Source organism: Paenibacillus sp. P5_B5 (assembly GCF_056400365.1).
In genome coordinates, this window is the sequence record NZ_JBFULK010000001.1 from 515,767 (window position 1) to 529,233 (window position 13,467).

At 39.6% G+C, this 13,467-nt stretch carries 15 protein-coding genes and 2 pseudogenes; 14 read left to right on the plus strand and 3 right to left on the minus strand.

Going from position 1 to position 13,467, the window contains the following annotated elements:
• Window positions 1-128 precede the first annotated feature (128 nt).
• The gene (locus AC1DOK_RS02550) at window positions 129-626 is read left to right on the plus strand and encodes a nucleotidyltransferase family protein (RefSeq protein ID WP_477552647.1); all 498 of its coding nucleotides are present in this window, start codon (window positions 129-131) and stop codon (window positions 624-626) included.
• Window positions 627-749: 123 nt separating this feature from the next.
• Window positions 750-1,685: a carbohydrate kinase family protein gene (locus AC1DOK_RS02555; protein ID WP_477552648.1), complete on the plus strand. Its 936-nt coding sequence runs from the start codon at window positions 750-752 to the stop codon at window positions 1,683-1,685.
• A 65-nt stretch (window positions 1,686-1,750) separates the two neighbouring features.
• Here AC1DOK_RS02555 and AC1DOK_RS02560 read toward each other — a convergent pair whose 3' ends face one another.
• Both AC1DOK_RS02560 and AC1DOK_RS02565 read right to left on the minus strand, forming a co-directional pair.
• Window positions 1,751-2,071, minus strand: a complete 321-nt coding sequence (locus tag AC1DOK_RS02560) for a thioredoxin family protein (protein WP_477552649.1) — start codon at window positions 2,069-2,071, stop codon at window positions 1,751-1,753.
• A gap of 17 nt (window positions 2,072-2,088) precedes the next feature.
• Complete coding sequence (locus tag AC1DOK_RS02565) at window positions 2,089-2,442, minus strand: MerR family transcriptional regulator (protein WP_477552650.1); 354 nt, start codon at window positions 2,440-2,442, stop codon at window positions 2,089-2,091.
• A 392-nt stretch (window positions 2,443-2,834) separates the two neighbouring features.
• Between AC1DOK_RS02565 and csaA the strand changes: the two genes are divergently transcribed.
• The 3 genes from csaA to AC1DOK_RS02580 all read left to right on the plus strand — a co-directional run bounded on the left by csaA (window position 2,835) and on the right by AC1DOK_RS02580 (window position 4,815).
• Window positions 2,835-3,164: a chaperone CsaA gene (csaA, locus tag AC1DOK_RS02570; protein ID WP_477552651.1), complete on the plus strand. Its 330-nt coding sequence runs from the start codon at window positions 2,835-2,837 to the stop codon at window positions 3,162-3,164.
• A 150-nt stretch (window positions 3,165-3,314) separates the two neighbouring features.
• Entirely contained in the window at window positions 3,315-4,103 is a 789-nt protein-coding gene (locus AC1DOK_RS02575) for a class I SAM-dependent methyltransferase (RefSeq protein ID WP_477552652.1), read from the plus strand.
• Between the two features lie 235 nt (window positions 4,104-4,338).
• Complete coding sequence (locus AC1DOK_RS02580; RefSeq protein WP_477552653.1) at window positions 4,339-4,815, plus strand: GNAT family N-acetyltransferase; 477 nt, start codon at window positions 4,339-4,341, stop codon at window positions 4,813-4,815.
• Window positions 4,816-5,045: 230 nt separating this feature from the next.
• On the opposite strand, the pseudogene AC1DOK_RS02585 reads toward AC1DOK_RS02580, so the two are convergent.
• Window positions 5,046-6,253, minus strand: a pseudogene (locus tag AC1DOK_RS02585) (IS110 family RNA-guided transposase).
• 462 nt (window positions 6,254-6,715) lie between these two features.
• Between AC1DOK_RS02585 and AC1DOK_RS02590 the strand changes: the two are divergent.
• From AC1DOK_RS02590 to AC1DOK_RS02630, 9 genes and pseudogenes are all read left to right on the plus strand, one after another.
• Complete coding sequence (locus AC1DOK_RS02590; protein ID WP_477552654.1) at window positions 6,716-7,204, plus strand: YcxB family protein; 489 nt, start codon at window positions 6,716-6,718, stop codon at window positions 7,202-7,204.
• A 346-nt stretch (window positions 7,205-7,550) separates the two neighbouring features.
• On the plus strand, window positions 7,551-8,606 hold the full coding sequence (locus AC1DOK_RS02595; RefSeq protein ID WP_477552655.1) for an ankyrin repeat domain-containing protein: 1,056 nt from the start codon (window positions 7,551-7,553) through the stop codon (window positions 8,604-8,606).
• Between the two features lie 339 nt (window positions 8,607-8,945).
• Entirely contained in the window at window positions 8,946-9,158 is a 213-nt protein-coding gene (locus AC1DOK_RS02600; protein ID WP_477552656.1) for a hypothetical protein, read from the plus strand.
• Window positions 9,159-9,348: 190 nt separating this feature from the next.
• Window positions 9,349-9,786, plus strand: coding sequence for a hypothetical protein (locus AC1DOK_RS02605; RefSeq protein ID WP_477552657.1), 438 nt, complete (start codon window positions 9,349-9,351; stop codon window positions 9,784-9,786).
• Between the two features lie 239 nt (window positions 9,787-10,025).
• On the plus strand, window positions 10,026-10,334 hold the full coding sequence (locus AC1DOK_RS02610) for a hypothetical protein (protein ID WP_477552658.1): 309 nt from the start codon (window positions 10,026-10,028) through the stop codon (window positions 10,332-10,334).
• 261 nt (window positions 10,335-10,595) lie between these two features.
• Complete coding sequence (locus AC1DOK_RS02615) at window positions 10,596-11,075, plus strand: GNAT family N-acetyltransferase (RefSeq protein ID WP_477552659.1); 480 nt, start codon at window positions 10,596-10,598, stop codon at window positions 11,073-11,075.
• A gap of 327 nt (window positions 11,076-11,402) precedes the next feature.
• Window positions 11,403-11,498, plus strand: coding sequence for a competence inhibitor ComI (gene comI, locus AC1DOK_RS02620; protein WP_477552660.1), 96 nt, complete (start codon window positions 11,403-11,405; stop codon window positions 11,496-11,498).
• Window positions 11,499-12,100: 602 nt separating this feature from the next.
• On the plus strand, window positions 12,101-12,895 hold the full coding sequence (locus AC1DOK_RS02625; RefSeq protein WP_477552683.1) for a putative protein N(5)-glutamine methyltransferase: 795 nt from the start codon (window positions 12,101-12,103) through the stop codon (window positions 12,893-12,895).
• A 305-nt stretch (window positions 12,896-13,200) separates the two neighbouring features.
• A pseudogene (locus AC1DOK_RS02630) lies at window positions 13,201-13,467 on the plus strand (GNAT family N-acetyltransferase); the annotation flags it as partial.

A 13,467-nucleotide genomic window follows, 5' to 3' on the forward strand; every position in this document is an offset into this window, starting at 1 on the left:
TTGTAGATATGAGTAGATATGTGTCCCTACATAGCCGAGGAAGGAATTGATGTCAGTTGTCTCCAATAATCAGTGCTATTTCTAAGTACGAGGATCAATTTCTGGACTTAATACGGAATAACTCTGAAATGATGAAAGATCTAAGAATAGTACGTGATCTGAGATTACCGGAAGCATATATTTCAGCTGGATATGTTCGTAACTACATATGGGATTATGTTCATGGGTTTACGAATCGAACACCTCTGAATGATATTGATCTGATCTATTACGATTTGGAACAATTGGATGAAGAAATAGATATTCAATATGAACAACAGTTAATTGAACAAACAGGCAATTTTCTGTGGTCTGTCAAGAATCAAGCTAGAATGCACATTCGTAATGGTGATGAGCCATACTCAGGTATTGAGGATGCGATTAGCCATTGGCCGGAGACAGTTACAGGAATTGCAATTCGATTAGAGGACGATGATCGCTTAACTTATGTTTGTCCATATGGATTAGATGATATTTTTGAATGTAGGGTGAGACAGAGTCCGAAGTTTCATGATCGTTCGTACTATCATTCTAGGATCTCCAAGAAGAATTGGTCTCAAATATGGCCTAAATTACTAATTTTATAGGATATTAAGTGATTTATTTAGGTTAGCAATCAGATTGCGAATAAGGTATTCTAATAAGTAGAATAGTCGGTGGAAAATGTACCCAAGATGAGATACTAAATAGAATTGGTAGGTAGGGTGAGTATGCAGAAAAATGTGTTTATTCTAGGCGAATTAAATGTAGACGTGATTATTAAGGGTAAAGACATATTGCCTGAATGGAATCGAGAGAAGCTGCTAGATTCATTTGATATTGTGCTAGGCTCTTCTTCAGCGATTACCGCATCTGGACTAGCGGGTCTTGGTTTAAATGTATATTTGGTGAGTGTAGTTGGTGACGATCAATTCGGTCGCATGTGTATCGAAAAACTGCAGCAAAGAGGTGTAGATACCAGGTATGTGAAGGTAGATCCAGCTATGCAAACTGGTGTAACACTCTCACTATCCACTGAGAAGGATCGAGCATTACTTACTTATCTAGGTGCTATACCGCATTTGAATATGGACCTTCTTCCTGAAGAAATGTATGAGCAGGCAGATCTCATTCATTTTGGTTCTTATTTTTTGCAAGATGATATGCGAGATCACTGGAAAACTGTATTTAAGAAAGCAACAGAGCGTGGCATTAGTACTTCATTTGATACTGGCTGGGATTTACATAATCAGTGGTATGAGAGTCAAATATCAGAATTGATGGAGTGGACGACACTTTTTATTCCGAGTGAAGATGAACTTATGCAAATTTATGCTACGGATCAATTAGAAGATGCTATCCTGAAGCTGCCAGCTAAGCATAATACTGTAGCGGTTAAATGTGGTTCTAAGGGTGCTGTCATGATTGATGAGCAGGGGAACAGAATAATGGGAGAACCGTTTAAAGTGACTCCGATCGACACGACAGGCGCTGGAGATTCCTTTAATGCGGGATTGATTTATAGTTATTTGGCAGGAAGCAGCAGGGAAGAGATGATGCAGTTTGCCTGTGCATGCGGCGCATTAGCGACGCTTCGAATAGGTGGGGCAAGTGCGGCACCTTCCGTGGAAGAAGTACAGACTTTTATCGAGCAAAGCTCTAAATAGAAGATGAACGGGTTCGCCATCCTATAAGGACAGCGAACCCGTTACTTCTTGTTAAATGCATTTGTTTAATTTACATACTTTGCAATAAGTCCTTTGTATACCTCTTTGGATCGTAATCCAACTAATTTCTCAACTGGCTTCGCATCCTTAAATAGCATAACAGTTGGCATGGACATAATCCCAAACTCTGCTGCAGCTTCTGGTGAATCGTCTACATTCAGCTTAAGAATGTTAACCGATTTACCGAAATCTTGATCTAACCCATCTAGAATAGGGTTTAAAGCTTTGCAGGGTGGACACCAAGGCGCGGTAAAATCAATAATGGTGACACCTTTATTTGAAATATTTTTGCGATAATCCAGATCTGATATATTTTTAATAGTCATAATCTAACCTCCATCAGTTATTTATTTTCTAATTGAATGGCCTGAATGCGTTCTTCTAAATTGGATTTGATTGCAGTGAGTTGAAGAATCTGACTGTTTATCTCCTCAAGCTTAGCTTGATAGACCGGCATCACTTCCTTACAGAAGGCTTCTTTACTGATGAGTACACATTGGAGAAATGTTGAAATTTGTTCTGTTGATAGGCCGAGATTGAGATAAAATTTGATTGTATTTACTTGTTCAATGGTCAGCATGTTATATTCCCGATAACCGTTCTCAAGGCGCTTTGGCGAAATCAACCCTTGTTCTTCGTAATATCGTAGTGAACGAATACTAACACCTGTTAACTTAGACAATTCCCCAATTTTCAATGGATGCAACTCCTATATTGATGGTTGTAAGCTTATTATAAACTGTGACATTAATGTGAGAGTCAATTGTTATTTAAAAATAAATCCCGTTTATATATTATATTAGACTATTCAATAGATTGATTATCAGTGCTTCCTTTGCTTTGTGTACTGATGTTATTACGACAAAGAATAAATGGAAGATATGTTCTAAGTCTATGACTTAATCGAATGTACGGAGCCTGTCGAAGCTGTATTTATGTTTGGCAGAAAACGTACTTTCACAAAGATGTATCTAGCTATAGACGAACCATCTGAGTTTCATAAATGGATTAGATCTCTATAATACATCTTTAATTATTCATAGTGATATCGTAAAATTAGCTTAACTGTAAAAAATGGAGGCAGCAATCGTGGTGACAATTGAGGATTTTATGAAATTAGATATCCGTGTCGGTACTGTAATTAAAGCAGAGCCGTTTCCAGAAGCTCGAAAACCTGCAATAAAATTAGAAATCGATTTTGGTGAGATTGGTATTAAACGCTCTTCTGCTCAGATTACTCAAAGATATGAATCAGAACAACTTATTGGACGTCAAGTAATCGCAGTAATGAATTTTCCTGTTAGACGTATTGCAGGCTTTAAATCTGAGGTATTGGTAATCGGAGGTACTCCTTCAGAAGGTGATGTGGTTCTCTTAAAACCAGATGAACCTGTTAAAAACGGTACACCAATTGCTTGAGGCATTAGTGGATACTTCAATAATGAAGGGCTGCCGAGTGGTAGCCCTTTGTTCAGCTAACGAGCAGTAGAGTTAAATAATGTTGACAATTAGAACGTAAATGTACTATATACCAGCGAATGTCGACATGTGAATCTGGGAGGTATGTGTGTGCAAGAAGAACTGGCAATTGCGAACAAGCTTGCGTGGGAAACGAAAGCGTATCAGGCTTGGGTTCAAAAGTATGGAACACCAGAAGAACTTGCGGTAGAACTGAAGTTGGAACACAAGCATCACTTACGTTACTGGCTAAAGTACATTGGTGATCCAGCGGGCAAGCGAGTTATTAACCTCCTTGGGTCACACGGTCGAAAGGCAATTTCTTTAGCATTGCTAGGTGCTGATGTTACCGTGGTGGATATTTCTGAAGAGAATCGGTTGTACGCGATGCAGACTGCTGCCGCTTCTGGGGTGGATATCAACTATATCTGTTCAGACGTCTTGAATATCCCGGACGAAGAGACACTAGGCGAATTTGACATCGTGTTGATGGAGTTTGGTATTTTGCATTATTTTACAGACCTCAACTCTATTTTCTCTGTGGTTCGTCGCAGACTAGGGAACAATGGTCGGTTTATTCTGACTGACTTCCATCCTTTCGCACATGCATGGATGAATACATATAATCTAAACCAGCCAACTGGTAATTACTTTGACGTTAGTATTAAGGAAGGACAAGTGGCTTTTGCTAAGTTGCTGCCCGAGGAAGAACGCTCTGAATTAAGTAAGGTTTTAGTGCGAAGTTGGACAATCGGAGAGATTATAACTGCAATCGGAATGGCAGGGTTATTTATACGGACATTTGAAGAAATACCATGCAAAACAGATCCGAGATTTCCAGAGTTTTACACTCTAATTGCAGATAAAATTGATATGGAATTATTCCCACTGCACCCCTGATTATGGAGGACTCCCTTTGTTAAACAAAAGGGATTATAGCTTAATTATTTCGCGAATACTCTAAATATGGAGTTATTTACGAAGTTCGTGAATAAGACGTTATAGGAAATCAGCGCAAAAATATTAAAGTAATCAAATGAAGTTAATTCTATCTCTTTTAAATAAATGAAAGATTAATTCAATTTTACAGTGAAACGGAACCATCAATCTAAATTATGAAAAGGAAGGGCTATTCATGATTACCCTCAGAAAGATTACATTGGATAACCGACGTTCCATATTTAACTTGGAAGTATCAGAAGAGCAGAAACAATACGTTGCATCAAATCTTTCAAGTGCAGCATCGTGTTATGTCCTTGCAACCAATGGGGGACATCCCTTTCCGTTTGCCATTTACTCGGATGAGCAACCGGTAGGTTTTGTTATGTTGACTTACGGAATCACCGGATATGATCTTCCTGCAATCGCTAACAATAGCTATTGCATTTTACGACTCATGATTGATAAACAGTACCAGAACCTGGGTTATGGTCGTGAAGCATTGAAGAAAACATTGGAGTTTATTCGAACTTTTCCGGCTGGTCCTGCACGTAATTGTTGGATTCCGTTTAGCCCTGATAACTTGGCCGCTAAAAAGCTATATGAGAGCTTTGGCTTCTGTGAGAACGGTGAAGTGTGCCACGACGAGCTTGTAACAGTATTAGAACTCTGAATTTCAACCTTTATGGATAAAGTTGCATTGAATTATTTTTTAGTTATTTGGTAATGGAGAACCAAAATGAATTGTGTAAGTATGTCAAAGATGGCGCTTACATCCTATAAACCAGCTAATCAAAGTCAAGCTTTAACCGGTTAGAGATTTCAGAGAGTCAAAATAAACACACTTAAATAAGCCTACTCAAAAGAAGTGGGATAATGGTAAAATATTCCTAATATTGTTCGCTACTCGATCTGAAAAGGTGTGCCTTTGCTCAAAATCCCAAAGATCATGCGCAAAAGCTTGTTTGATGTAGCCACAATAGCAACTTTTGCAGGCTTGCCTTCCAGGCGCTTTTGCTGGTAATATTGCCCTAGAATCGGATTTCGAGGACCATGGATTTGCTTAGAAATACCTCCAATAGTAGCTTGGTAAAGAGCTGTGCGGAGATAGGCAGAACCTCGTTTCGAGATACGATTCTGGTTTGCCTTAAAGGTTCCCGACTCGTAAACAGATGAATCCAGCCCTGCAAAAGCGGTTAACTGTTTCACAGAAGGGAACCTTTTTATGTCCCCAATTTCAGCGTGAATCATGGCAGCTGTAATAGGTCCTACACCAGGAATAGAGCGTAATAGATGGTAGGCAAGGGATTTTTGAGCCAAGGTTTCCATTTGCTGTTCAAGGGCTGAAATACCATCTTGGTAAGTCTTTAATAGGTTCATATAATTCAGCAACGTAAACTGGTGAGCCTGAGATCCATATGGATCAGGAAGACTGCTTTGAGCAATCGAAATAAGTAGAGCATGCTTTTCTTCGTTCCATGGTCGCCCCCTACGGTTATGCATAAGGATCTTTAAGATTTCCTCTTTATCAGCGTTGAGAAGAGCTAAAGGCGAGGGAAATCTGGATAACAGTTGAAGTGACGAAGGGTTGAAGATGTTTTGGAACGCCTTGTCATAGCCTGGAAAAGCTAAGTCCAAGACGGATCGGAATTGAAGCTGAACCTCGCTGAGTAGTGCGATCCAATTGGAATACTGTCGGCACAGAAACCGAAGTTCTGTCACCTCTTCGTCGGTTTGAATCAGGGGCGTACCTTCCCCTAAATAGAAAGCGTTAGCAATTCGAATCGCATCAATCGAATCTGTTTTTACCTTACGGTAGAGCGTTTCTTTAGCTCGTGAGTCGTTAATGGATTCAGCATGAAGACGGAATAACCTTGAGAAAAAAAGAAAGAAGCAATCGGTTTGGAATAGTTTCCAGTAGCCTCCATAACAACAACTGGTCGCTCATGCGTGGATTCTTCTAGTTGAGCAAGCAAAGTAAGCAGTGCAGAGACATTATCAGGCGAATGAGAGAAAGAAAAGGGCTTCTTTACTTGAATTCCATAAGAAGTGAAAGCAGCAGCAACACTTTTCCCTTTCGCAATATCGATACTTAAAACAGGTTGATTCATATGACCTCCTTAATTACACTAGGACCCAAAGCAACTATTCTCCACAGGTTGGCACGGTGATACGGGCTCGGAGCCCAACCAGCTAAATCGGGGTATGAACACTGCAAGAGCTGAAACACTTTATACGACGAGATCTAAGTCCCAACACCGTATTCGTTTTTAACCCAGTGCTGATCTTTTAAGTATAAAAGAAAAAGCTCATCCCCGACTAATTGGGGTGAGCTTAATATACCAACACCGTATCTACACAGCGGGCTCTGCCCTTGGTTCGCATTATGAGGTTGACGGGGAAGTTGATTCAGCTCACAACCATGCGAGGCTAAGTCCGTCGGACCCCAGTCGCTGACGCTCCTTTAAGCCTCTCGGGTTCGTAGATACAAGAACGTTAGATGACATTGGGGCAAAAATATACTTTTACAAATCATTACAAAAAAACAATAAACAAAAGGAGCAACAAAAGAGATGTTAAAAATAGAGATAAACCGAGAAGACTATTGGAACTTTAATAAATTTGTGTTACTTCAACGGTATAAAGTAACCGTTTATTCGTTTATTGTAGGATTGCCTATTATGATGGTACTAATTTTCCTTGGGATCAAACTACCTTTTTGGTACAGTGTAAGTGTGGGAATTATTGGTGGAGTAATCATTAATTATTTTGCATATAAACGCATTAAACAAAGAATTAAGAAATTATTGGAAGATAACAAAGGAATATTAGGAGTTCATGAAATAGAGATAACAAAAGAGGAATTAAGATGGAGAAATTCAGTAACAGAAGGAAGTACGAAATGGGAAGGGATTAATAGCATTGAAGAAGATAAAGATTATTTCTATATTTTTATAGATAAGATCATGGCACATATCATACCTAAGAGAACATTTACAACAAAAGCCGATATGAATCGTTTTTTAGATCAAATTAAAACATGTCTTAAGACAAATAAATGATGTGTCAGCTATTCGAAGAAGGCCCCTACGACATCTAACACCGTATTAACGCTGCAGGCCTTACGGTCTTTGGTCTGCCAGAGGCATTTCGGGGAAGTGAATTCAGCGGACAAGCCTGCGAGACTAAGTGCTACGCACCCGTTCCCTCCGGTCACTTAAGTCTCTCGGCTTCGTGAATACCAAACGTTAGGCGAAATGATTGCAAGACAATGTCAAAGATATATTTTAGAAACTTGATTTCAAGAGCAATTTTTAATACTAAAAGAAAAGAAAAGATGGTAAAATCTAGAATGTATTTGGTGATGAAGAAAATTTATATACTCTGAGGTAAGGAGTGAAAGCACATATGGGAAAGAAGAAAAAAACCTTGCCGAAAAATTTTGATGAACTAATTAAAGCAGGCGACATATCAGCATTAAAAGAGGTATTTACCCAATGTGAATTGGATGCCCGTGGCGGTTACAGTAAATCAACAGCCTTGAGCTTTTTCAAAATACCGAATGAATTGGTTCGCTGGCTCGTGGAACAGGGTGCTGATATAAATGCTAGAGACAATTACGGAAAAACGCCTTTGCACGAACATGCAATAAGTTGGTGCGGTAATACTGAATTGCTGCTTGATTTGGGTGCAGATATAGAAGCCATTGATTATCAAAACGAGACACCTTTATTTGCTGCCGTAGGTTCATTTAAACCAAAAGCGGTTCAAACGTTGGTTACTAAAGGAGCAAATATCAATGCAGAAAATAAGATGAAACAGACTCCATTAGCAAAAGCTTTGGTATGTTGCAGAAACGCGGATATTGTTAATATGGCGGAAGTTGCCGATATATTGCTTAACGCTGAAACAACAGTAACACCGGAAATGAAAGACTTTATTAAGCGAATCGGAAGCGACTTTGAATTTCACAGAAATGGCTTTAATAAAGAATATTTGAATCAAACCGATGAGGCACTTTTACGTCTATATGAGCTATTTGATGTTCCTCCAGTAGAGAAGCGAAAGACGCACGACGATGCCTCTTCAATAACAGTAACAACAAAGGGTTGGCAGGCGCAACATAATGAACTCTGGAATTTACTCATTCCTTCAAACGGACATGCGAAAACCGTACAGGGTGAGGTTATCCGTATTACAGGTAAAGTGTCATACGAAATTTTAGATAATGGCGGTATCAACTGGGATAATCAATATCGTAAAATGCTCAATACTTTGATACATTACTTTAGCTTGGGCACACCATTAAATGCTGCTGCACTTCAAGAGGCAGTAACATTAGTGAAAGAACTTCACAATGGAAATGGTAGTGATGAACCTGCGAGACTGTGCGAACTGTCAGTGCATTGGGTACTCAGCAATCCGAATCCTATTACTCTGGGACAGCATGACTATAAGCGATAACTTATGTTCGATTTATTTAACGTATACAATAAGCATTTTCTGCGCAAAATACATACCCTTTTTCTAAGCACTTTCTAGCTTAGAAAAGGGGATATTTTTATAGTTCAATACAACAAGAAATGTAAAGATGGTAAAATCTGAAATACATAGTTAGTTTGTGTTCCAAGCTAGGTTACCCTACGTGGAGTGAGTTACCCTGATCATGATACTCGATGGCAGCTCGTATATTACGTAAGTAAAATATTTGAGTCTAATCACGAGGTTGAAGATATTGTTTTATCATATTGGCAAGACACTAATGAATACGTGAAAAGGAGAGCCTTATTAGCTCTCGGATACATGAACTCTAAATTTGCAGAAGATCTAGCTGTTGAAGCATACTCAACAAGCTTCGAGTATCAGAAGATCGCAGCATTAGAAGTGTTTCATACGATAAATTCTCAAAAACTAAGTGATTATCTAAATCTAAGTGAACAGAGTGGTCCTACTATTGTTAGAAAAAGTGCTCAAAGGATTAAGACTGAACGTGGGATTAATCAAGGAAGTCGGTAACTTCATCTAACAATCTGTTCACGCATCGGGGTGCAAGCCCCCTCGGTCCCGGTAGATAATTCAGTGAAGTAGTTGCCGGGACACATCCGCACCACCTAACCGCATCGCGGCCGCTCACTAACGTTCGCTTAAGGTGTTGGGACGTCGTGAACACGGAAACGTTATAGGAAATCTATGAAATGGGGTAAATATGAGCACACTTAAAAATAGGAAAATATTGTCTATTTTAGTAACTGTGTTTCTGATCGTATCAATAACAATGTGGTATATTGGATCACAGCAAAATAATAACAAACAAACACCTGATGAAGTTATTAATAATTTTATGAAAGCTCTTGTTGATAAAGACGCTAAAACTGCTACCTCACTAGTATTTTTGGATTGCAGTAAATCATTAGATGAAAAGATTAATGGACTTGAAGAAGAACTATCTAAGAACCCTATCAGTTCCTATAGAATTATATCAAGCAAACAGTTAGAAGATGATACTGTTCAATATATGATAGGACTTAATGAAAATACAAAATTAGAATATAGAGTGTTTAAAGTTGAAGGAGTTTGGATGTTATCCTATGAGAGATTAGGAGAGAATCCCAACATATTATTAACAAAAAACTGTAAAGAATAAGTGTTTGTAGCTCGAAGAAGGCATAGACATCTGATAACACAATATTCACGCAAGGTGCTGTTGATCCTGATCTGCAAGAGAAAATTACAGAGAAGTGAAATCAGCATATAACTCTGCACTGGCTAAGTCCGTCGGACCCGGCGCGTTCGCGCCTTAAGCCTCTCGGGTTCATAGATACATGAACGTTATGCGAAATTGCAGAAAACTTGAATAGGAGAACTCCAGGGAGGCTTAAAAATATGAGTGATAGTTTAGGGATTAAGGAGAGTGAAAAGTCTTTTATTAAAAAATGGTCAGTAATTAGAAAGAAAGGTAAGTTGAGATATGTATTTACTAGAGGATTATTTTATGGAATTATCCTATTTATTATATGGTTAATAGTAACACTAATAGAGATCAATATGTCTGAATTTAAGCAAGCAATTTATACTCAAGATTATATGATTAGAAGAAGCATAACGTGGTTTTTAGTATATCTAATAACTGGATTAGTAATAGCCCGAGGCAGTTGGAAAGCAAAAGAAGAAAAATATAAGTATTTGACATGATGGAAGATTTGAAAATTTAAAATAAAGGATAAAACATATAGAAAGTAACTCGAAGTTGTCAGTAACATTGCCTAACACCACATTAACGCATCGAGCTGACGCATGCTCTCGGTCTGCCGAGGAATTTCGAAAAAGTAGATTCAGCGACAACCCTGCACCGATAAGAGCTATCTCAGTCGGTGAGGGTTCGTGAATGTGACAACGTTAGCTGAAAAAGCATGAAACTCAACAAACAAATAAAACAAAGGTGGTAATATTTAAATGAATTATAAATTAATTCAAGCTTCTAAAGAATATGAAGATATCATAAGAAACCTGATGCAATTTTATATTTATGATTTCTCTGAATTTGTAAATTGTGATGTAGAAGATGATGGATTATTTAGGCCATATCCATATTTGGAAGACTATTGGAAAGAAGTTAATCATCGATTTCCATATGTCATTAAGCAAGAAGACAAGTATATAGGTTTTGTGTTAGTAAGATTTATTGAATCAGAAGAGCGGAAGTACTACTCGATTGCGGAGTTTTTTATTATGAAGAAATATAGAAAAGAAGGAATAGGTAAAGCGGTAGCTAAACAAATATTTGATTTACATAAGGGGCAGTGGGAAGTTGATCAATTAGAAAGCAACAAACCAGCTCAGGTATTTTGGAATAAGGTCATTAATGAATACACGCAAGGAGAATTTAAAGAACGATTTGAAAATAGTAAAAAGATACAAGACTTTAATAGCTAAATCAAAGAAGTCATGTTACATCAGACACACCGTATTCCAGCTGCGTCGCTTCGCTCCTTGGTCTGCCCGTTGCATTTCGAGGAAGGCAAGTCAGGCAGACAACCCTGCGAGGCTAAGTGGCGAAGCCACCCAGTCGCTGCGCTTATTTAAGCCTCTCGGGCTCAGGAACACAAGAACGTTATATGAAAGAGATGCAGAATCTAGATACATTTAATAAACAAATATAAATGTATGAGAACACTTGTGCGTAGGTGGGGAAATAGGTAAAATATAGATAACAATTGAATCTTGGGTGGGCATGGTTTCCCTTCGAAGGGAGGTGAGGCCATGGAAGTAAAAGATGCAATAAAGATTATGTTCCTATTTGGAATGTTCATTCTTGCTCTTTTAACCTATATAAATAATAACAACAAGAGAAAGTAAAAACCCACCCAAAGATTAGAAGCCAAAGGTGGGTATTCGTTCCTGAATGACTTAGAAGGGAATATACCATCCAAGCCAATTGTACTGACCAAGTGTTCGACGCACTTGGTCTTTATTAAATATATAATATCACACTGGAAAACATGTATCAAAACAGAAATTGAATAAAAGTAGAATAATATTAAAAGTACATTGTTTATGTAAACTCGAAGAAGGCATCTCCATCATATAACACAGTTTTCCTGCTGTGTCGCTTTCGCTCCTTGGTCTGCACGAGGATTTTCGAAGAAGTGAAATTAGGCAGACAACCCTGCGAGGCTAAATGGCGGAGCCACCCAGTCGCTACGCTCCTTTAAGTCTCTCGGGCTCAGGAACACAACAACGTTATAGGAAATCAGTGCAAAATATTAATCAAGAAACGATCTCAACTAATGGGCTGGATAGTTCATAAAATTGTATTTATACCTGTCCAACAAACTACAACGGGGATAAATGACGTGATGATTTATATTGTCCCAAGAAGGGGGGGATTTATGGACTTAAGGAAACCATCTTTGAGCTTCGGGAAGGATACAACACACCATGCCGAGGTAGGATCAGTTGTGAATGGTGGGGACTTTAATGGAGATGTCATTCATACAACCATCGTCACCAAGCTCCGGGCCGCAGGTTGTGTTTTTGATGAAGATGAGGCCCGGTTACTCATTTCCACGGCACAGACTCAGGCGGACCTCGCCGCTATGGTAGACCGGCGAATTGCAGGTTTGCCCCTTGAGCACATCATCGGCTGGACAGAGTTCTGCGGTCTGCGGATAGCGGTGGATACTGGAGTCTTTGTACCCCGCCACCGCACCGAGTTTCTTGTCCGCCAAGCTATCGCCCTTGCTCGGTCAAGAGCCGTAGTGGTGGACCTGTGTTGCGGATCGGGCGCGTTAGGTGCCGCGCTGGCAGCAGCCCTGGGGCGGATCGAGTTACATGCCGTTGACATCGACCCCGCCGCAGTTAGGTGCGCTCGTAGCAATATCACTGCCGTCGGTGGTCACGTCTATGAAGGTGACCTCTACGAGCCGCTGCCCGCCACATTGCGGGGGCGCGTCGATATCCTGGTCGCAAATGTACCCTACGTACCCACCGAATCGATCAGGTTGCTTCCCCCGGAGGCCCGCATACATGAGGCGCCGGTGGCGCTCGATGGAGGCGAGGACGGGCTTAACGTTATGCGACGGGTGGCGGCCGAGGCGGCACTCTGGCTGGTTCCGGGCGGTCACCTGTTGGTCGAGACGAGCGAGCGGCAGGTGCCTCTAACCGTCGAAATCTTCGCTCGCGAAGGGCTGACCCCGCATGTTGCCAGTTACGACGAACTAGACGCCACCGTCGTCATCGGAACTAGACCCTAGCATGTTCCGATGGTTTTATCTGACTAATATTTAGAAAGTTTCTCAACTAACGGGAAACGTTAGTTGAAGAAATCTTGTTTGTAGGCAATTCGAAGAAGGCGCTGACATCCTATAACACCGTGTTTACGCTGCGTGGCTAACGCCCCTTGGTCTGCTAGAAGCATTTTCGAGGAAGTAATATCAGGCAGACACACCTGCGACCCTAAGATTATCATCTAAGGATCTCGGCGTCGGAAACACAAAAACGTTAGCTGAAAATAACATGAAACTCAATAAACAAATAAAACAAAGGTGGTAATATTTAAATGAATTATGAATTAATTCAAKCTTCTAAAGAATATGAAGATATCATAAGAAACCTAATGCAATTTTATATTTATGATTTCTCTGAATTTGTAAATTGTGATGTAGAAGATGATGGATTATTTTGGCCATATCCATATTTAGAAGACTATTGGAAAGAAGTTAATCATCGATTTCCATATGTCATTAAGCAAGAAGACAAGTATATAGGTTTTGTGTTAGTAAGATTTATTGAATCAGAAGAGCGGAAGTACTACTCGATTGCGGAG